This is a genomic window from Limnoraphis robusta BA-68 BA1 (assembly GCF_034932365.1).
GTDB lineage: Bacteria > Cyanobacteriota > Cyanobacteriia > Cyanobacteriales > Microcoleaceae > Capilliphycus > Capilliphycus robustus.
Map to the genome: position 1 here is coordinate 1 of NZ_JAYGHR010000035.1, position 19980 is coordinate 19980.

Sequence of the window (19980 nt, forward strand, 5' to 3'; positions counted from 1 at the left end):
AGTAATAATCTACTCGTTCTGGTATGTCTCCGATTGGCTCGGAAATGATGGAGCAACGGTCAACCTGACATCTTGTACGATTTAGCCAGTCTAACCGTTGCGATAAAGCAAAATTCCAGTGCCGACGTAGCAACTCGCTCCAGGTTTCCATTGTGGCAAGCTGTTCGGGAGTGGGTTTGATTCGGTACTGGAATGTGATTATCATAAAAACAATTATAGCACTTAACGTTATGAGTTATATCAAAGGCAATCGCTCGGTTTACAGCTTGAATATTCATTTAGTGTTGGTAACTAAGTATCGTCGTCAGGTTATCACAACAGATATCTTGCGACGGCTAGGGGAAATCTTCAATGCTACTTGTACAAAATGGCGATGTACTCTCAAAGAGTTCAATGGCGAGACCGACCATGTTCATCTAGTCATCTCTTTTCCTCCGGATGTGCAAGTGAGTAATCTGGTGGGTAATTTAAAAACAGTATCCAGCCGACTTATTCGTAAAGAATTTGCTGACTGGATATCTCAGTTCTATAAAAAGCCCGTTTTCTGGTCAGGTGCCTATTTTGCAGCCACCTGTGGGGGTGTCACTCTTGAACATCTCAAAAACTATGTTGAAAATCAAGCTGCGCCACGCAGTTAATCGCTGACCGCAATTCCCCTCCCGTCAATCCTACGGATGTGAACGGGAGACCTCTTGCGGAATGTGGGTTGGGGAAAACACCGAGTAGAGGATGAAACGCTTGAGCAAATATCACTAGGGTTAAATTCAATAAATATCACCTTTGGATCATCCGGAGTCAATGGGGTTAGCGTTGAAGCTTGATCGCGTTAGTTAAAAATCGTTATATGAATCACCATTACAGCAGAACTCGTTTTTTCTGGGCGTTGCTATCAATTATCTCTCTTTCCAGTTGCGCTTCCGCCCCTCAAAACTTTTCCGGCGAGTCTGGGAGTTCCCCTCAGTTAGAAGTCGCTCCTCAAATCGCAGATATCGCTCCGGCGCCCCCTGCGATCTCTCCGCCCTCTTCCCCTCCTCCTGACGCTGTTCCTCAAAAACAGCCCCAACTGATCAAACGCGCCCAGCTCACTCTGGTTGTACAATCTTTAGATGAGATTATGCCATCGGTAACGGTTCTGGTTCAACGACAACAGGGCGACATCCTTAGATTTGAAGATCGTCAATCCCAAAGCGGTTCAAGTCGTCAGACTGCTTTTCTAGAGTTGCGGGTTCCTCAAAACAAACTTGAATCTACCCTTGATGCTTTAACTCAACTCGGAACGGTTGAAAATCGCATGATTACCGCAGAAGATGTTTCTGATCAATTAGTCGATACTCAGGCGCGACTGCGAAATCTTCGCAAGTCTGAAGAAATGGTTTTAAAAATTATGGAACGTTCCGGTTCTGTTGGGGAAGTGCTACAAGTTTCTAACGAACTGAGTAACATTCGCGAATCGATAGAACGACTGGATGCTCAACTTCGCAATCTGCAAAATCAAGTCGCCTACTCTATGATTACTTTAAATCTAGAAGAGGCTGTTAGTGCTTCTTCTCAACCTCAGCCAGATTTGGGTTTACAAATCGGAGAAACTTGGGGAAAAGCCCAAAATGCTGTAACTGAGTTAACCTTGGCTTTGGTGAGTTTAATGGTTTGGTTACTGGCTTTTAGCCCTTATTTCATCTTAGTTGGGGGTGCAGTTTATGGTTATCGACGCTGGCGCAAACAACAAGTCAATAACAAAGATTCACAGAGTTTCAAACCCTAAAAAATTTGTCGTTCTGAGCCGTGAAGAATTTCTCAATATCCTTCTTTGACTCAGAACGACGATTAACATAGACTACTTTTGCGATCGCTCTAAGGCATTCCGTTTCCCTAGAAAATCGGCTTTAGTCGAGATATCCCATTAACGCATAGGGATCATCAACCTCGTTAGAAGCAACAGGGCGGTTAACCATCATCGATGTGATTTGTAGATGGCTGGTTGCAACGGGGCGGTTTGCCATCGCGCCGACTGAATCTTCGGAATGCACAAAGCTAATCCCGGAAACACTCTCGGTTTTGAAAATCGGACGGTTGCCCATAATCGTTCCCACGACTTCCAAATGACTCTCCTCAATGGGACGGTTTGGCATGATCATCGCTGAGTGAGCGACTTGAATTTGAGTCGGGGTTGAATTTTCTGATGATTGGGCTTTTGTCGGTTTGGTGTCCACTTCTAAATCCTTACTCATATCTTTTTCCTGATTATTCTCGGTGTTTTCTGCGTTAACGGTGTCTTCCTCACCCTTACTCATACGCTTTCCTGTAGTTGGACGGGTTCGCGTAGTCCTCCTTTTCGTTGTAGAAGAGCTAACAGCCATGTTTGAATACCTAGATTTCTTAAACGAGCTAGCCTACACCTGCATAAACGATTAACCTGTGCGGACTAAGCTGCTGATTTCACCTCATTTTTCAGACTTGCCCTTTAACCGTTTAGCTAAAGTTCAGCTTTATTGTTTGATGAATGCTAAACAAATTATAAAATATTCCAGCACTTAAGTAAATAGCCAACTAAGAAAAATAACATATTGTAACTATAAGTAAACAAAAACGGCACAGCTTCACACAGCCAATTCTCAACAGAAGTGCTACCATCCAAGTTAAACTCCACTGAGCCTCCTCGAAAATGGCGCAATTCCATCTACACTCACCTTTTGAGCCAAAGGGCGATCAACCCCAAGCGATCGCCAAACTGGTCAACAGTCTTCAAGCTAACCATCAATTTACCACGTTGTTAGGCGCAACGGGAACCGGAAAAACCTTTACAATCGCCGCAGTCATCGAGAAAATCGGTAGACCGACTCTGGTACTCGCTCATAATAAAACCCTCGCCGCTCAATTGTGCAATGAGCTACGAGAATTTTTCCCGAACAATGCTGTAGAATACTTTATCAGCTATTACGACTATTATCAACCAGAAGCTTACATTCCCGTTACCGATACCTACATCGAAAAAACGGCTTCGATTAACGATGAAATTGATATGCTGCGTCACTCCGCTACCCGATCATTATTTGAACGTCGGGATGTGATTGTTGTGGCTTCTATTAGCTGTATTTACGGTTTGGGAATACCTACAGAATACCTGAAAGCTGCTATTGCTCTGCGGGTTGGAGAAGAACTTGATCAACGTCAACTGTTGCGAGATTTGGCTTCGGTTCAATATACTCGTAATGATACCGAACTGACTCGCGGGCGCTTCCGTCTAAAGGGAGATGTTTTAGAAATTGGCCCTGCTTACGAAGATCGGATTATTCGAGTGGAATTTTTTGGGGATGAAATAGACGCCATTCGTTATGTTGATCCCGTCACCGGAGAGGTTTTAAAAAGTTTAGAAGCCTTAAATGTTTATCCCGCTCGTCACTTTGTTACCCCAGAAGATCGTTTAGAAATTGCTTGTAACGATATCGAAGAAGAACTAAAACAGCAAGTTAAATCCCTAGAAAATGCGGGAAAACTATTAGAAGCCCAACGCTTAAATCAACGCACTCGTTATGATTTGGAGATGTTGCGAGAAGTCGGATATTGTAACGGCGTTGAAAACTATTCCCGTCATTTAGCCGGACGTCAAGCCGGAGAATCGCCCGAATGTTTAATTGATTATTTTCCCAATGATTGGCTATTAGTTATCGATGAATCTCACGTTACGATTCCTCAAATTAGGGGAATGTACAACGGCGATCAATCCCGCAAACGAGTGTTAATTGAACATGGGTTTCGTCTTCCCAGTGCGGCGGATAATCGACCTTTAAAAGCGGATGAATTTTGGCAAAAAGTCAACCAATGTATTTTTGTTTCAGCCACACCCGGAGACTGGGAAATCGAACAATCTCAAGGAGAAGTCGTTGAACAAATTATCCGCCCGACGGGTGTAGTAGACCCCGAAATATTTGTGCGTCCAACCGAAGGACAAATTGATGATTTATTCGGAGAAATTCAAGAACGAGTTCAACGAGATGAGCGGGTTTTAATCACTACGTTAACCAAACGCATGGCGGAAGATTTAACCGAATATTTGCAAGACAGAGGCGTGAAAGTTAGATATTTGCACTCAGAAATTAAGTCTATTGAACGCATTGAAATCATCCGTGACTTACAACAAGGGGGATTTGATGTGTTAATTGGGGTAAACTTATTAAGGGAGGGTTTAGACTTACCTCAAGTTTCGTTAGTGGTGATTTTAGATGCCGATAAAGAAGGGTTTTTGCGGGCGACTCGTTCGTTAATTCAAACCATTGGACGGGCGGCGCGAAATATACGAGGTCAGGCGATTTTATATGCAGATAATCTCACCGATAGCATGATTAAAGCCATTGATGAAACTGAAAGAAGACGAACCATTCAGTTTGAATATAATCAAAAAAATGGGATTACACCTCAACCCATTGTTAAAAAGTTGAGTAATGGAATTTTAGACTTTTTGGATGTTTCTCGACGGTTAAACGCCCAACAATTAGAAGAAGTTTATGAACAAGTGGATGATTTACCTTTAGAAGAAATTCCTGATTTAATTGGTCAACTTGAAAAACAAATGAAAGAAGCCGCGAAAAATTTAGAATTTGAAGAAGCCGCCAAATTACGCGATCGCATTAAAGTATTACGAGATAAGTTAGTCGGACATTAATTTAACCTCACCCCCAACCCGATCATAAAAGGCGCTTCGGAGAATCATTTTTAATCTAAGTCGGGTGTAACGGCTATCTGTCAAAATAAAAAGGATGATAAGCTAAGGACAAAAAAATGCCAAAAAAGCCAAAATTTCCCTATCTCGTCGGTTCCAAATGGACAGCCACTCAAAAAACCTGGGGTTGGCGACATTTTCAGGTCGTTAACCGCAAAAATGATGGACAATGGGTATTTGCTGAAATGGTAGCATCTTGTGATCCCAATGTTCGCTTTTGGTTAAACGCCAAACAACTCAAAGATCGAAGCCTCTGGGAACCTGGATGGCAGTCTACACAAGAGTTAGAAAATCTTGAAGGATAAAAATGATGATAGAAAATAACCCTCTACACACTGCCATTCGTTTATCCCAAGCAGCAACAAAGCAACTGCAAACTCTTGGGGAAACTTTAACACCTGAACAAATTACACCGCAATTAATAGCAGAAACGGAAACGCTATTCAAGCAAGCTTTGGCTAATTTAGCAGCAGCTTTGAACCCGCCCAATTTAGATCATATTCCCCCGGATGTCTTATCTCAAGCCGAACGTTTGGGAATTCCTCTTGATGATATTGAAGTACAAGTTGCAATGTCTTCCCATCATCTCAGTCAAATTATCGGCGTATTAGCAGAAATTGACAATCGGGCGGAAAACATTAGACGCAGACGAGAATATTTCTTAGTGAGACTTCCTGACATAACCGTTGAGAAATTAGGTTCACGGCTTCCGGTAATGACGGCTGCCGACTTGCAGGGGCCAACCGAACAAACTCCGGCATCGGTTCGAGACGCACTTAAGGCAAAATACAATCTAAATCGATTAAACCACAAAACGCGATCGCAGAGTTCATTATTTGAAAAAATTAAACAAGCTAAACAAGCCTTAGAACCCCCTGAAGTCGCTTTAGACGAGGAAGATGACTTACCCTTCTGATTGGGTTGAGGAGAGTCAGAAAGAGAAGGTATACAAATGTAAAACTCAGGAGTATCGCCCCATGTCTCAGTCTGAAACAAACCCGCAAAATCCTCAAAATACAGAGAAAGCGAAAGTCAAAGAAAGTTCGGGTTTAGAAGTCATTAGTATTGGTTACGGAGACGGTTCATCCGGTGAAAAACAAGCCAGCTTGTCTCAAGATAAGTTAGATCAAGTTGCAGATAACGTTAACGCTGTAATTGATACAGATCAACCCAAATGGGAAACCGAGCAAGATTGGAATGATACGGCTTGGAAAGTGTGGCTAGGTTAATCAATAATAGGGTTTGAGAGATGTTCAACTCACCACCAAGGCACAAAGTTCCCGAAGATATTCTTTCTTTGTGTCTGAGTGTATTATAGCGGTGTGCGCTCCTATGAGGTACAAACCAGAAACCCGGTTTCTACAAGAAACCGGGTTTCTACCCAATCGGTGTACCTCACAGAACTGATAACTGCTATAGTGGTTTTTCATCTCTCGCTATAACAATTCTCCCTTCGCCACTTTTACCACTTTTCCCCCAACCATTACTTCTATTTTATCAGAAACTTTCTTCGCTTTCAAGTACAAAATAGAAGGGCGATTAATTTCATAACCTTGTTCAACTTTCAGATCAATTTGATCTTTTTCAAAATAAGAATGCTGAATTAAATATCCGGCTAAACAACCGTTTGCACTTCCGGTTGCGGGGTCTTCGGGAATTCCTAAACTCGGGGCAAACATTCTCGCACTGATTTGATTTTCGGGGCTGTAAGGTTCAGGAGAAAAGATTAAAATTTCTGTAGAATGTGTGATTTCCATCAGCTTTGAATACTTTTCTAGATTCACCTTTGCTTTCTTCAAAGCGGCTAAATTTTTCAGGGGAACGAGGATAAACGGAATTCCGGTAGAGACTTCTTGAATGGGAAATTTAGGATCAATTTCGGAGACTTCTAAACCCAACACTTCGGCAACTAAATTGGCTTCTAAAGTGTGATAAAATTCCGGGTTATTCTGTCGCATCCAGAAAATTTCATCGCCATCTTCATCTTGAGTCCAAGTGACGGGAATTTGCCCAACTCCCAAATTTAAAATTACTTGTTCAAGCGGTTTTTGAATGATTTCTTGTTGAATAATGTAGGCTGTTCCAAGTGTTGGATGACCCGCAAAAGGCAATTCTTTTTGAGGGGTGAAAATCCTGACATCATAGCCTCCATCTTCGGTTTGACTCGAGGGAATAAAAGAGGTTTCTGAATAGTTCATTTCTTGGGCGATTTGCTGCATTTCTGCATCGGATAGAGAGATTACTCCCTCTCCAAAGACGACAGCTAATTGATTTCCCGCATATTTGTCTTCTGCAAAAACATCAACAATATAAAAATCCATGATGTTTGTTATTCGGTGTAAGTGGTTTTCAGTTTACTGTTTTTTCAAACAGCCAATTGCTTCTAATAATCCTCTCGCTTTATTAAGCGTTTCTTCGTATTCTCGTTGCGGATCAGAATCCGCCACTAAACCTGCACCCGCTTGAACACTAACAACATATTTACCATCAGTTTGAGGACTAACTAACATCGTTCGGATCGTAATTGCACTATTGAGTTGTCCCTCAAAATCATAATAACCATAAACCCCCGAATAAGGGCCACGACGACAACCTTCTAACTCATGGATAATTTCCATCGCCCGAATTTTTGGCGCCCCACTGACAGTTCCAGCCGGAAAACAGGCTTTTAATAAATCCCAAGCTGTTTTATCCTCTGCTAATTCTCCCACAACATTGCTGACAATGTGCATTACATGAGAGTATCTTTCTATCACCATTAATTCATCAACCTGGACGCTACCACTGCGACAAACCCGCCCTAAGTCATTTCGCCCTAAATCAACTAACATTACGTGTTCGGCGATTTCTTTGGGATCTTTGAGCAAGTCCTCCGCTAACGCATCATCTTCAATAGTTGTTTGTCCCCGACGGCGAGTTCCCGCAATGGGGCGTAATGTGGCGATGGTTTTTCCCTCGGGGGTTTTCTCTGCTTTCACCATCACTTCAGGACTTGATCCGATCATCTGCCATTCTCTAAAGTTAAAATAAGCCATATAGGGCGAAGGATTAATTAACCTTAGAGAACGGTACAAAGCAAAAGCTTCGCCGTCATAAGGGGCGGAGAGTCGCTGAGACAACACGACTTGAAAGATATCTCCCGCTTTGATGTAAGCTTTGGCTTTTTCAACGTTTGCACAAAATTGTTCTGGGGAAATATTACTGTGATAACCTTCAATTTCGCTTGAGTTTGGCGGTTGTCTCTCTGGGGTTGGGGGTGTCCATTCTAATAGGGTTCGTTCCCGTGAAAATAGCGGTGATTCTAATTTATCTAACAGTTGGGTGACGCGATCGCAAGCTTGTTGATAAGCAGTTTGCAGATCGCCATTACGAGTATCAGCATAAGCGATCGCTAAAATTTTGCGTTTAATTTGATCAAAAATAATCAAATGATCAACCTGCATCCATAAGCCATCAGGAATTTGATCTTCTGTCGGTTCATAAACTGGTACACGCGGTTCGATCCAACGAATCAGTTCATATCCCCAAAACCCAAATAACCCGCCAATTCCAGACGGTAACTGCGGTAATTTTACCGGATGATAAGCAGCCAGACAGTTTTGCAAAACGTTAAACGGATCACCGTCAAATTCCTCTATTGTGCCATCGCGATAAGTTTGCGTGGCGCGTCTTCCTCGGGCTTCTAACACCCAAACCGGGTTACAACCGACAAAACTATACCGTCCCAACTTTTGACCCCCTTCAACGGATTCTAGCAAAAAACTATAGGGCTGACCCGCACAAACTCGATACCAAACCGAAACCGGAGTATCTAAGTCAGCGACCCATTCTTGATAAACGGGTATAAAATTACCTTGAGTTGCTAGTTGTTGAAACTGGGAGAAGTTCGGAAAAATCATGGCGGTCTAGAGGTGATGAAATAGTAAAGGATGAAGGCACAATTTAATCCTTCATCCTGCCATTAAAGAGCATAAAATTGATCTACTCAGCGTTAATGTAACGCCAAGCACTAGGTTTCGTAAGGTGCTTTGCCACTAAACTTGAGTTTAGCGGGATCGGGATTAGACCCAATATTACGCTCGATCTTACCGTAGAAATCACGACCTTCGTTGACTTTTTCAGGGAAGACACCATCTTTCGGATGCAAGTATTCAATATCACCGTTCGGAAAAATGCGGTAGATTTTAAAGTCGTCAATTTTTGGTTTGAATTTTGTCCGAAATTGCGATCCCAAAGCTAGACATTGTTCTTTACGAGCCAAATAAAGTAGGTTTTCACCTTCATTCATAATAGCAGCGCCACCTGTGGGCATTTCAAAGACTTGCTCTTTGGAGCTAGTCCAGGTGATGGCGTATTTTTCCTCAACTTGCGCTTTGGTCAGCAAGCCGCCTGTGCTACCGCCGAAAATAGGGGGTTTTCCTGTCAGTTGTTCTGCCATAGAACGTCTATAGTAAGGTTTTTACGGCATCCTATCACTGATGTTGCCGAATCTGGCTCGATCGTAAAGAACCGTTACACATGACAGTTTACAGTGACCAGCTTTTACAGTTTACAGTGACCAGTTATCAGTGACCAGCTTTTACAGTTTACAGTGACCAGTTATCAGTGACCAGTTTTTACAGTTTACAGTTATACAGTTATCAGCGCAAACTTGCGACGGGCGCGGAATAGTCGGTAGCGCGAACTCGCGGCCCGGCGGTTTCCGGCGAGAGCGAAGTTCGTAAGAGAGCAAAGTTTGTAAGAGAGTGACCAGTTATGAATTATCAATCTTCCTATATCCGGTGTCCTCTGTCCCCTATTACCTATTAATTTCGGCTTCTGCCTCAACAAACGGAATGGTAAAATGAAATTCACTACCTTGATTTTTTCCTGGAGAATCTGCCCAAATTTCACCGCCCCAACCTGTGACAATTTGTTTCCCAATTGCCAGTCCTAAACCTGTTCCGCCAACGGTTCGTCTGAGGGAACCTTCTTCTTGATAAAAGCGATCAAAAACAGCTTCTAAACGATTCGGTTCAATTCCTCGTCCTGTATCCGCTACCGTTACTTCTAACATTTTACTGCCATTTCGTTTGGCTTTAATGGTTACTTTTCCCTCGGGACTGGTAAATTTACAGGCATTATCTAATAATTTGTAGAGCAATTCTACTAACCATTCCCCATCGGCTTTAACTAACGGTAAATCATCAGAAACTTCGGTTTCAATTCCGGGTAATAAACTTTTAGACAAACGGGCGCGAAGTCCACTCACAGCCAAATCTACACATTCTCTCAAAGGCAAAGTTTCAAAATTCCAATCGACTCGACCACTTTCAAGATTAGAAAGTGTTAAAAAATCTTGTACTAATTTTCTGAGTCTTTCGGCATCTGTTAAGGCCGTTTCTAACATCACCTGTCGCATTTCGAGCGACATATCTGGTTCTTGACTGAGGGTTTCTAAACACACTTGAATTGTTGATAAAGGGGTGCGAAGTTCATGTCCGGTGATCGCAATTAAATTACTCCGAGTCCGTTCTAAAGCTTCTAGTTGTTGGTTGAGATCTTCGAGGTTGGCGTAGGTTTGCGCTTGAATTAATGCTGTACTGAGTTGAGTGGCGATCGCATCGACTAAAGACAATTCATCTTCTTTCCAACTGTAAAATTCCGGTTTACATTGATGCAACTCAACCATTCCTAATAACTTTCCCTGATACAAAATCGGAACCATTAACCAACCCATTATTTTCCAAGAATCAGCCAGTTTTTTAATGGTATTTAGGCTAGAAGCTGTTAAAATTTCAGGTAGAAGATTGCGATTTTTAGGAGATTTAACTGCGGCTTCTGGAGAAAGAGAAGTATCGGCTAAATAAACCCGATCTTGATGTTTGATCACTTGTTCAAATAGCGGATTCCCTTGTAAGAGCCAAGTTTGTCCAACTAGGGAGTCGAGAGAACGAGCGGAGTTGTTTTGAGCGTCACAGCAGAGATATTCATGGGTCACAACGATCGCCTCATCAGTGGACTTGCAGCGATAGATTAAACATCGACAAGCCCCCATCGCTTCACCGAGTTCTTGAGTGGCGACTTTGATGATTTCATGGGGATTGAGGGATTGTCGAATGGCGTTGGTGATCGAGTTAACAAGGCGTTCTTTACGTTCCTGAGCGGCAAGAGATCGGTAAACCCGCAATAATTTATGTTGACCTGCTTGTAAATAAGTCACCAAGCGATGAGCAAAGGCATCGCTAAAATGAGACGGAGATAATTCTCCGGGTATAATACTCGTGGGTTGGGGTTTTTTGGAAGAACGACGAGACCCTGATTTCGACCGATTTCCAGACGGTGAAATCATTCCGTAAACTTGAAGGGCTTGTTCGACTTTGGGACTGAGTTCCGGTCTATAATATATAATGCGCTGCAATAAAAGTTCAGCGACTTTCATGCAGACTTGGCGATCGCTTGTCCAGATTCCCTCAAATAGCCTCGCCTGTTCCATCGCCAGTTGTTCAGGAATCTGGGAATTTCCAGCTATATTTTGACGCTCAACACAAGCTAGACAGGTTGAGTAATGCTGACCGAGAATCACTAGACTCCATTCTAGGCTCAAGGGATCTTCCGGGCCAAATGCAACCATTTCATGCTCTCCAGAAGAGTTCTTAAACTCTGTTTCTGGTGCGGCCATCACATAAACTTGATCGCTTCGTTGGGCGATGCGTCTATAGCGGTGAGCCTCCTGACGATAAAAACGCTCTCGCTGAAAAGTGGCGATCACCAGAGGTTGATCGGTTCCCGCTAAAACCTGATCTTCCATCGCATGAGAGAGCGCTGTCAAGGATGATTTAAAGTAAATTTGAGACCGCAGTTTGGGCATCACTTGCACCAAATCCGCTAGTACCGAGGTCGAGATACTCATCTGGTGGTTAGAGTTGAGGGATGGATTAGCCCTAGTCCTGGCTATCCCAAGCGTAACTGCTCTCAGTCTGATTAGCAGTGTATCACGGATTATAGGGTATACAAAAACAGTTATCAGTCTTTTCAGTTATCAGTTTTTTCACGATCCCCCATCCCCCACCCCCCATCACCCCAACACCGAACACCCCATTTCCCTATTCCCTGTTTGATGCCTATTGCCTATTAGCTGAAGAATTAACGGCAATTCCTAACTGTTGTTGTAAGGTTTGAGTCAGTTTTTGGGTGACTAACTGATTGCCTTTTATACTAAGATGAATATGATCTCGATACAGGGTTTCTGGCTGAGATGTTGAGTTAAAGATGGGTAAAAAATCAATGTAAATCATTTGTTCAGCTTCAGTTAACTCAATTAAACGTTGGCGAGCTTTTATTTCATAATCTAAGGGGCCTGGAGTGGCAATTTCCCGCAATAGAGGAGTCATGGCTAAGACAAATTGAACTGAGGTTTGAGAGGTGATTTCTCTAATTTGCTGGATGGCTTCGAGATTATAGCCAACAATATCAGAGGGTTCAGGTTTAGCTTGAGGAGGAGTTGAAGGAGATGTCGATGAACGATAACGATTTAAGATTTCCAGGATAGCTAAAGCCGGTTTATGATCAGGATAATTGCGATCGCGTCCGACAATTTCGGGGTTAGGGGGTTTGGTAAATAAATCGTCTGTATTGATAATTAATACAATACAAGCCGCCTCAAAAGTGCCAAATTTTTTAAGATAGGCGAGTTGGTTCGGGGGTCCCCAAGAATTAGCTGCGATATTCAACACTTCTATTTTGTTTTGGGAAGTATTTTTCCCCTGAATTTTACTGAGTTGTTGATTAAGCATTTCTGAGATGATGTTAGATTGATCAGTCCACCAACCGCCATTAACAATGGAATCTCCGACTAATAAAATTCGTAACGTTGTTGAGTCAGGGACAGGCGTAATCGGAGAACTCCGCATAGAATATTGGTTAATCTCGATCCGGTTGCCAAAGCGTCGAGTCTTCTGAGACGGAACTAACAAATAGCCAATCTGATCATCAGCTTGATAAATCAAGGGATTACCAAAACCAAAGATTACTCTCAAGCCCACCTCGAACAAAAGGGGTAATCCGACTAAAACCGCTACAATAATGAGTAAAATTTTCAACTGATTAGCCTCGAAAAGACGCTCTCGCAATAATATTTGATAAAAATGAATTTTTAAGTTGGTGATACTATGTCTTTCTTTTCGCAATTCCATTGTCAACCTAGTAGACCAATGTTATCATGTTACCATGAAAGCAAGACACCAGTATCGAATCTATCCAACACCTGCTCAACAAACCAAACTTTCAAAGCTATTTGGCTGTTGCCGAGTAGTCTGGAACGATGCTTTAGCTAATTGCATTGAGATGTACAAAACTGGGCAAAAGAAACCTAGTAATGCTCAACTCCAAAAGCAGTTTATCACCCAAGCTAAGAAGACAGAGGAACGGGAATGGTTGTCGGAAGTTTCTAATATTCCTTTACAACAATCTTTGAACGACTTAGAACAGGCTTATCAGAACTTTTTTAAGTCGTGTAAGGGAACGCGACTTGGGAGAAAAGTTAGACTGCCTAAGTTTAAAAAACGAAACGCCAAGCAGTCAGCCAGGTTTCGAGTTGGTGGCTTGAAACTGGATGGAAACAAAATATCTTTAGCCAAGATTGGAAATTTAAAGATAGTTTGGTCAAGACCTCTAGCTTCTAAGCCTTCATCAGTAACGGTCATTAAAGACGCTGCTAATCGTTATTTTCTAAGCTTTGTTGTTGAGGTTGATCAACAATTAATGCCCAAGTCTCCCAACAGTATCGGGATAGACTTGGGCATCAAAACGTTTGCGGTTCTAAGTTCGGGAGAGAAAATAGATGCTCCCAAACCTCTAAAAAAACGGATAAAAAGACTGAGGAAACTCAATCGAAACTTATCTCGAAAACAGAAGGGTTCTAAGAGATACGAACGAGCGAGGGTTAGAAAAGCTAAACTCTACGCCCAAATGAAGGATACCCGCCAAGACTTCCTCCACAAACTATCAACCCAAATAATCATCGAAAACCAAGTGATTGTTTTGGAAGATTTGAATGTGTCGGGAATGGTCAAAAATCGTAAGCTTTCAAAAGCAATTAGCGATTTAGGGTGGAGACAGTTTAGAACCCTTCTTGAAGGTAAAGCCGAAAAGTATGGCCGAGAATTTCGAGTAATAAGTCGGTGGGAACCGACAACTCAAAAATGTTCGTGCTGCGGCTTTAAAGGTGGTAAATTAGATCTTTCTATTCGGGAATGGACTTGTTTGAACTGCACCACAGTTCACGACAGAGACGGCAATGCCGCCGTAAATATACTAATCGCCGGGGGACACTCGGAGATTTTAAACGGATGTGGAGGCAGGCATAAGACTTCGGTCATTGAAGCAGCAGCCGGTGAAACGTCAACCCACCTAGAGAATCCTGTTCAATTATCAATATTTGATATTTTGCAATAGTCTTCTGCTGGGAATCCCCGTTGTTTATGACGGGGAGGATGTCAACTCAGTCTTCCGGCAATCCCAACGCGATTAGTCATCGTGTCACCGTTACCGATAAAATCTTATGGTATACCGTCTCAAACCGTTGTCTATGCAATTGCCACTGTAGCCAATATCCTGGCTTTAGCATCTTGGTGGTTTAAGGTAAACCTTGTGGACTTAAAGCAAATCTTTCAAACACCCAATCCGATTATTGGTGTCGTACATTTACTCCCTCTACCGACCTCTCCCCGTTGGGGAGGCAATCTCAAAACTGTTATGGATCGAGCCGAACAGGAGGCGACAGCCCTAGCCTCTGGCGGTGTGAACGGTATTATAGTGGAGAACTTTTTTGATGCTCCCTTTGCCAAAGATCAGGTCAATCCGGCTATTGTCAGTGCGATGACGTTGATTGTACATCGGCTGATGAACTTGGTAACCGTGCCAATAGGCCTTAATGTGTTACGCAATGACGCTCAAAGTGCAATGGCTATAGCCTCCTGTGTCGGAGCGCAGTTTATTCGTGTCAACGTCCTCAATGGGGTGATGGCAACCGATCAAGGATTAATTGAAGGCAATGCCCATCAACTCCTACGCTATCGACGAGAACTCGGTAGTGATGTGAAAATCTTGGCGGATGTTTTGGTTAAACACGCTACACCTCTGGGTTCTACCCTGATGAGTACCGTAGTCCGAGAAACGATAGAACGGGCTTTGGCCGATGGAATTATCTTGTCGGGTCTGTCTACGGGAAGTCCACCGAGTTGGGAGGATCTAGAATTGGCGCGGACGGCCGCCGGATCAACTCCACTTTTTATTGGCAGTGGTGCCAATTGGGAAAATATTCCGAAGTTGATTCAAGCCGCAGATGGTGTGATTGTTTCGAGTTCTCTCAAGCGACATGGACGCATTGACCAACCGATTGACCCGAGTCGGGTACGGCAATTTGTGGAAGTCATGCAGCGTAGTGTCTCAACGACAATTAAGCCTGATCTGTGGAAATTAGACAAACAAAAGTCAGAGTTTCCCCTTCCCTAATTTCTAGTCTCTATTGAGAGTGCAAGTCGAAACTTGATGTTTAGAGGAAACGAGAGGATGATTGTCAATTTTTCAACGATTGGCTACTCAAATCAAAGATCGAATCACTAAGATCTAGAATTGAATGTCCTCTCATACCTCCAATTAAGTTATGATTGCCAAACGTTCTAGTCCTTGGATTCATCGCTGGTCTCGGCCGATCTCGGCTGCGATCGCTAGCATCGGAGCAGTCGAGACCGCCTATCTCACTTGGGTCAAACTCACGGGCAATTCAGCAGCCTGCCCAACTCAGGGCTGTGAGCAAGTGCTAAATAGCCCCTATGCGAGTATTTTCGGTCTACCCCTAACTTTATTCGGGTTGCTGGCTTATCTCAGCATTGGGATACTTGCTATTGCCCCTTTATTAATCGATCCTCATACTCAAAAATCTCTGCGCTCAAATGTCGAAGAACAAACTCGACTGCTGATGTTTGCCCTCAGCACGGCGATGGTGGTGTTTAGCGGCTATCTGATGCAGATTATGGTTTTTGAGATTCAGGAGTTCTGTCCTTACTGTGTTGCTTCTGCACTATTTGCCCTGAGTTTGTTTATTCTGAGTATTTGGGGTCACGATTGGCAAGATCCCGGACAACTATTACTCACGGGTTTAACGATTGGCATGGTGACGTTAATTGGGGTTTTAGGTATCTACGGCAGCATTAATTCTTCACAAACTTCTCTTTCTTCTGGTAATTCCTCCGATCCCTACGAGATCGCGACAACCTCTGGGCCTGCTGAACTTGAACTGGCTCGTCATTTACAGCAAATCGGTGCCAAAGAATACGGCGCTTATTGGTGTCCTCACTGCAAAGACCAAAAACTACTCTTTGGCAAAGAAGCATTTGCTATGATCGATTATGTGGAATGCGATCCTAAAGGCAAAAATGCTCGACCATCACTTTGCCAAGAAGCAGGGATAACGGGATACCCCACTTGGGAAATTAACGGTCAATTCTACCCCGGTATTCTATCACTGGAAAAATTGGCTGATTTATCGGGTTATCAGGGGCGGCGTAATTTTAAATATTAGGGTGAAATTAGCTCATTGACATACTCCCCATTTCTAAAGAAAGGGGATTCTCCAAGCCTCACGGCTTTGGATTACTGATTCATTGACAACCCTTACAGCAAGCTAGTTTCCTAACCTACTCCAGAGGGGTTCGTCTCCCCAGTCGTTCATCCCATTTCAGAGATAGTTTCGGTATGCCCTACCGTACTTGAGAAAAAAATGCTTGATTCTCTGTACTTGGTGCTTTAAGGTTTTATCTTGCCAAAGCATTTCTTGCAAGAACCCCGTACCTTAAGTTTTCAAGGTTCATTGCATCGATTAGATGCTGGGTTTTTCAACTGGTTGAATACCCTGCCAGTAGAGTTATTATAGCATTAGAAAGAGCCTTATATCCCCATACCTGAAGGTAGGGGCGTGTGCGGCAATTTTTGGTAACTCTCGTCAGAACAACGAGGATTGACAGTGTTACTTTGAGGTCAGGGTCAACGATTGAAAGAGTTGAGCGCATTTACTTTCCCAGGGGATTTCAACTTGTGCAGGAGCAGATGACTGAATTTTCAAATGTTCCTGGACAAACTGTTCAGTACCCGTATAATTTGGCAAGCCGAATCGGGCTATCCTTGCGTCAGCTTCGCAGTGGAAGGTGGGCTTTTGAGTCTGCATAACACAACAGATTCAACCTCCTTAACGCATCAGTTCAATCGCTTAGATTATCAAGACAGGAGCTAGACGGTTGCTTTGGATACTTAGAACAAGAGTGGGAAAATTCCAAAATTACAAGCCAAAATTAGCACTGCTCACGGGATGGTTCTCGCAACAACATCGAGTGATCTTGACCTCTTCCAGTATCGCAGGAATTGTGATTGTTTTGCGGGCTTTAGGGCTATTACAGCCTTTGGAATGGTCAGCGCTGGATTTGTTTTTTCGTTTGCGGCCTTTAGAGCCTGTTGATCAGCGTATCCTGATTGTGGGAATTGATGAGTCTGACCTACAAACCTATGGTTTCCCCATACCGGATAATAAACTCGCTCAACTTTTACAACAAATCAATGCCGCACAGCCTCGAGCAATTGGTCTTGATCTCTATCGAGATTTACCCACTGAACCGGGTTACGCTGAATTAGTGCAAGCGTTTGAAACGATTCCGAATTTGATTGGAATTGAAACCTTTGAAACGGCGAGTGGTATGCCTGTTAATCCTCCACCCCTACTTTCACAGAAAAATCAGGTCGGTTTTAATAATTTTGTCACGGATACCGATGGGGTGGTGCGACGAGGTTTGCTTTATGTTTGGTCTGCTGATGGTAAGATTCTCCAGAGTTTTCCACTGAAACTCGCTACGATTTATCTGGAGAGTCAAGGCGTTCCCCGAACGGTACTCGAACCGGGATCTGATTGGTCTATTGGTCAAAATCCGATTCAACGCTTTCGTCAAAATGACGGGGCTTATGTGCGTGTCGATGATCGCGGTTATCAATTTCTGGCAAATTTTCTTGGGCCTGCTGGTCGGTTTCCGATGGTTTCGATGACTCAAGTGTTGGAGGGTCGAGTCTCACCGGATTTAATTCGTGATCGGATTATTCTGATTGGCCCGGCTTCTTCGAGTGTGAAAGATTTTCACTTGACGTCTTACAGTGGCGGCCTGTTCAAATCTCGTGAGAAAATGTACGGGGTTGAACTGATGGCGAATTTTGTCAGTCAACTTCTGAGTACCGCTCTCGATGGCCGAACTCAGATTCGGGTTTGGTCTGACCCGATGGAAGGGTTATGGATTTTGGGCTGGTCTTGGGTAGGGGCGAGTTTGTGTTGGAAGTTGCGAGCGCCTTATCGCTCAACGGTTCTGATTTTATTGTTGAGTACGGGTTTGAGTGGGGGCGCTTATCTGCTTTTTTGCTATGGATGGTGGATTCCGGTTATTCCTCCGTTGATGACGCTTGTGGGTTCGGCGGTGGTTGTGATTGGGTATTTGGCTCATTTACAAGGGGAATTTAAACGCTCTACAGACTTTTTGAGTAGTGTGATCAACACGATTCCTGATCCGATTTATGTGAAGAATAAAAACCATCACAAAATTGTGATTAATGAAGCTTATTGTAAATTGGTGGGCTATCCGATTAATACTTTGATGAGTAAATCGGATTATGAGTTGTTTCCACAGCAGGAAGCTGATGTTTTTTGGCAACAAGATGAACTGGCTTTCTACCGTGCCGGAGAGCAGGAAAATGAAGAAAAACTCACGAATGCTCAGGGTATTACTCATTTTATTGCAACGAAGCGATCGCTTCATCGAGATGCGGCTGGGAATATTTTCTTGGTGGGTGTGATTCGTGATATCACTGAACGGAAGCGATTGGAAGAAGAACTGAAACGGATTGCGGCTGAATTAGAACGTTATAATGCTCAACTGAAAGTTCACGCTGAACAAGATCCTCTCACGGGTTTAGCCAATCGTAAAGTTTTTTACGATCGCCTAGAACAATCTTTAGAATGGGCAAAAAATAATAATAAGTTAGTTGCTTTATTATACTTAGATCTCAATGATTTCAAGTTGATTAATGATACATTGGGGCATCATATTGGTGACTTGGTGTTAAAAACAGTAGCTCAACGATTGCAGGGATGTTTACGCAGTAGCGATATGGTTGCGAGATTAGGAGGAGATGAATTTACGGTGATTTTACCCGGAATTCCTCGGAAATCTGATGTGATCAGAGTCGCTGATAAAATTCTCCATACTATTACTCAAAATACTCAAATTGAGGGACATTCTATATCAATTACAACCAGTATTGGTGTGAGTGTTTATCCTCTTGATACTCAAGATCTAAATGACCTCATTCAAAAAGCTGATCAGGCAATGTATCGAGCTAAACGTTTGGGTAAAAATAGATATGAGTTTGCTATTTCACAATCTCATCAAAAAGTCAATCAGTTGCAATAAATTTTAAAATAATGATGATCACCTATAAAATTATTATAGCATTTTCCAAACCTAGTATCCCCATACCTAAAGGTAGGGGCGTGTGCGGCAATTTTTGGTAACTCAAGAAAATACTGAAAATTTTGACCAAAAAAATTGGGATACAAGCCCCGTCATGCGCGGACGGCTTCTTGATCCGTCCACAAGGCGAGGTTTCCTCGCCGTGGGCGGTGCGCTTTTCTTGATTTCTAATGTATTCCTTCAAAAGTTCTAAGGACGCACCTTCAACAGATACAGCAAAATAACTAGGACGACCATTAGCTTCTTTATGGGGTTTTTTGCCTCCAGCTTGTCCATAACGACGGCTAGAAACACCTTTTAAAGTATTAACAATTTGAGATATAGATAATTTAGGTGGATATTCAATAAGCGCATGAACGTGATCATCTTCACCATTGAATTCAATCAACCTGAAGTTCATCTTTTCAGCGACACGTTTGAACGAGTGATGAATTATATCTAAACCTTCACTCGTTAACACTGGTCTTTGATACTTCACCACACAAATTCAATGAATTTTTAAGTTGGTGATACTATGTCTTTCTTTTCGCAATTCCATTGTCAACCTGGCAGACCAATGTTATCATATTACTATGAAAGCAAGATATCAGTATCGAAGTGCGACTCGTTGGCTAGAAACCAGACCAACTTGGTTTTAGGGGGATTAGCCGCAAGGTATATAACCTTGACAACTGAATGACCATGTAGGTGAGAGTTAGTACCCTAGAACACTAAAATCCT

General features: G+C 42.9%; 17 protein-coding genes and 2 pseudogenes. 10 read left to right on the plus strand and 9 right to left on the minus strand.

The features are described 5' to 3' along the window. Positions 1-205 (minus strand): helix-turn-helix domain-containing protein (locus tag VB836_RS12255; RefSeq protein ID WP_323219581.1); only part of this gene is annotated, 205 nt, incomplete at its 3' end. On the opposite strand from VB836_RS12255, the pseudogene tnpA (VB836_RS12260) reads away from it, so the two are divergent. Together tnpA (VB836_RS12260) and VB836_RS12265 are read left to right on the plus strand one after the other, a co-directional pair. After that, positions 161-638 (plus strand): annotated as a pseudogene (tnpA, locus tag VB836_RS12260) (IS200/IS605 family transposase). The gene VB836_RS12255 and the pseudogene tnpA (VB836_RS12260) sit on opposite strands and share 45 nt — an antisense overlap. A gap of 206 nt (positions 639-844) precedes the next feature. After that, positions 845-1762 (plus strand): DUF4349 domain-containing protein, encoded by a 918-nt coding sequence (locus VB836_RS12265; protein WP_323219582.1) that lies wholly within the window; start codon positions 845-847, stop codon positions 1760-1762. Between the two features lie 121 nt (positions 1763-1883). Here VB836_RS12265 and VB836_RS12270 read toward each other — a convergent pair whose 3' ends face one another. Both VB836_RS12270 and VB836_RS12275 read right to left on the minus strand, forming a co-directional pair. Further along, a complete protein-coding gene (locus tag VB836_RS12270; protein WP_323219583.1) occupies positions 1884-2291 on the minus strand; it encodes a hypothetical protein in 408 nt (135 codons plus the stop codon). A gap of 221 nt (positions 2292-2512) precedes the next feature. Next, on the minus strand, positions 2513-2677 hold the full coding sequence (locus VB836_RS12275; protein WP_160315447.1) for a hypothetical protein: 165 nt from the start codon (positions 2675-2677) through the stop codon (positions 2513-2515). Here VB836_RS12275 and uvrB point away from each other — a divergent pair. From uvrB to VB836_RS12295, 4 genes are all read left to right on the plus strand, one after another. Then, on the plus strand, positions 2663-4660 hold the full coding sequence (gene uvrB, locus VB836_RS12280) for an excinuclease ABC subunit UvrB (RefSeq protein WP_323219584.1): 1998 nt from the start codon (positions 2663-2665) through the stop codon (positions 4658-4660). The genes VB836_RS12275 and uvrB overlap by 15 nt on opposite strands. A 116-nt stretch (positions 4661-4776) precedes the next feature. Beyond that, positions 4777-5022 carry a TIGR02450 family Trp-rich protein gene (locus tag VB836_RS12285; RefSeq protein ID WP_323219585.1) on the plus strand — a complete coding sequence of 82 codons (246 nt, stop codon included), beginning with the start codon at positions 4777-4779 and terminating at the stop codon, positions 5020-5022. Positions 5023-5024: 2 nt separating this feature from the next. Further along, positions 5025-5633: a hypothetical protein gene (locus VB836_RS12290; RefSeq protein ID WP_235441146.1), complete on the plus strand. Its 609-nt coding sequence runs from the start codon at positions 5025-5027 to the stop codon at positions 5631-5633. A gap of 61 nt (positions 5634-5694) precedes the next feature. After that, positions 5695-5946 carry a hypothetical protein gene (locus VB836_RS12295; RefSeq protein ID WP_323219586.1) on the plus strand — a complete coding sequence of 84 codons (252 nt, stop codon included), beginning with the start codon at positions 5695-5697 and terminating at the stop codon, positions 5944-5946. Positions 5947-6153: 207 nt separating this feature from the next. On the opposite strand, the gene VB836_RS12300 is transcribed toward VB836_RS12295, so the two are convergent. The 5 genes from VB836_RS12300 to VB836_RS12320 form a co-directional block, all read right to left on the minus strand. Further along, entirely contained in the window at positions 6154-7038 is an 885-nt protein-coding gene (locus VB836_RS12300) for a PhzF family phenazine biosynthesis protein (protein ID WP_323219587.1), read from the minus strand. A 33-nt stretch (positions 7039-7071) separates the two neighbouring features. Next, entirely contained in the window at positions 7072-8616 is a 1545-nt protein-coding gene (trpE, locus tag VB836_RS12305; protein WP_323219588.1) for an anthranilate synthase component I, read from the minus strand. 110 nt (positions 8617-8726) lie between these two features. Beyond that, positions 8727-9155, minus strand: coding sequence for a photosystem I reaction center subunit II PsaD (psaD, locus tag VB836_RS12310; RefSeq protein WP_323219589.1), 429 nt, complete (start codon positions 9153-9155; stop codon positions 8727-8729). 360 nt (positions 9156-9515) lie between these two features. Further along, positions 9516-11609 (minus strand): DICT sensory domain-containing protein, encoded by a 2094-nt coding sequence (locus VB836_RS12315; protein ID WP_323219590.1) that lies wholly within the window; start codon positions 11607-11609, stop codon positions 9516-9518. Between the two features lie 211 nt (positions 11610-11820). After that, positions 11821-12798 (minus strand): SGNH/GDSL hydrolase family protein, encoded by a 978-nt coding sequence (locus VB836_RS12320; RefSeq protein ID WP_323219594.1) that lies wholly within the window; start codon positions 12796-12798, stop codon positions 11821-11823. A gap of 127 nt (positions 12799-12925) precedes the next feature. On the opposite strand from VB836_RS12320, the gene VB836_RS12325 reads away from it, so the two are divergent. The 4 genes from VB836_RS12325 (at position 12926) to VB836_RS12340 (ending at position 19200) form a co-directional block, all read left to right on the plus strand. Continuing rightward, complete coding sequence (locus VB836_RS12325) at positions 12926-14152, plus strand: RNA-guided endonuclease InsQ/TnpB family protein (RefSeq protein WP_323219591.1); 1227 nt, start codon at positions 12926-12928, stop codon at positions 14150-14152. A gap of 195 nt (positions 14153-14347) precedes the next feature. Then, positions 14348-15211, plus strand: a complete 864-nt coding sequence (gene btpA, locus VB836_RS12330) for a photosystem I biogenesis protein BtpA (RefSeq protein WP_046279566.1) — start codon at positions 14348-14350, stop codon at positions 15209-15211. A 151-nt stretch (positions 15212-15362) separates the two neighbouring features. Continuing rightward, entirely contained in the window at positions 15363-16280 is a 918-nt protein-coding gene (locus VB836_RS12335) for a vitamin K epoxide reductase family protein (protein WP_323219592.1), read from the plus strand. Between the two features lie 805 nt (positions 16281-17085). Continuing rightward, on the plus strand, positions 17086-19200 hold the full coding sequence (locus VB836_RS12340) for a CHASE2 domain-containing protein (RefSeq protein ID WP_323219593.1): 2115 nt from the start codon (positions 17086-17088) through the stop codon (positions 19198-19200). 214 nt (positions 19201-19414) lie between these two features. Here the strand turns inward: VB836_RS12340 and tnpA (VB836_RS12345) are convergent. After that, positions 19415-19747 (minus strand): annotated as a pseudogene (tnpA, locus tag VB836_RS12345) (IS200/IS605 family transposase); the annotation flags it as partial. Positions 19748-19980: the final 233 nt, after the last annotated feature.

Coding starts and splice junctions, on each gene's coding strand:
- VB836_RS12265 (WP_323219582.1), top strand. CDS start 845: ATGAATCACCATTACAGCAGAACTCGTTTTTTCTGGGCGTTGCTATCA.
- VB836_RS12270 (WP_323219583.1), bottom strand. CDS start 2,291: ATGAGTAAGGGTGAGGAAGACACCGTTAACGCAGAAAACACCGAGAAT.
- uvrB (WP_323219584.1), top strand. CDS start 2,663: ATGGCGCAATTCCATCTACACTCACCTTTTGAGCCAAAGGGCGATCAA.
- VB836_RS12275 (WP_160315447.1), bottom strand. CDS start 2,677: ATGGAATTGCGCCATTTTCGAGGAGGCTCAGTGGAGTTTAACTTGGAT.
- VB836_RS12285 (WP_323219585.1), top strand. CDS start 4,777: ATGCCAAAAAAGCCAAAATTTCCCTATCTCGTCGGTTCCAAATGGACA.
- VB836_RS12290 (WP_235441146.1), top strand. CDS start 5,025: ATGATGATAGAAAATAACCCTCTACACACTGCCATTCGTTTATCCCAA.
- VB836_RS12295 (WP_323219586.1), top strand. CDS start 5,695: ATGTCTCAGTCTGAAACAAACCCGCAAAATCCTCAAAATACAGAGAAA.
- VB836_RS12300 (WP_323219587.1), bottom strand. CDS start 7,038: ATGGATTTTTATATTGTTGATGTTTTTGCAGAAGACAAATATGCGGGA.
- trpE (WP_323219588.1), bottom strand. CDS start 8,616: ATGATTTTTCCGAACTTCTCCCAGTTTCAACAACTAGCAACTCAAGGT.
- psaD (WP_323219589.1), bottom strand. CDS start 9,155: ATGGCAGAACAACTGACAGGAAAACCCCCTATTTTCGGCGGTAGCACA.
- VB836_RS12315 (WP_323219590.1), bottom strand. CDS start 11,609: ATGAGTATCTCGACCTCGGTACTAGCGGATTTGGTGCAAGTGATGCCC.
- VB836_RS12325 (WP_323219591.1), top strand. CDS start 12,926: ATGAAAGCAAGACACCAGTATCGAATCTATCCAACACCTGCTCAACAA.
- VB836_RS12335 (WP_323219592.1), top strand. CDS start 15,363: ATGATTGCCAAACGTTCTAGTCCTTGGATTCATCGCTGGTCTCGGCCG.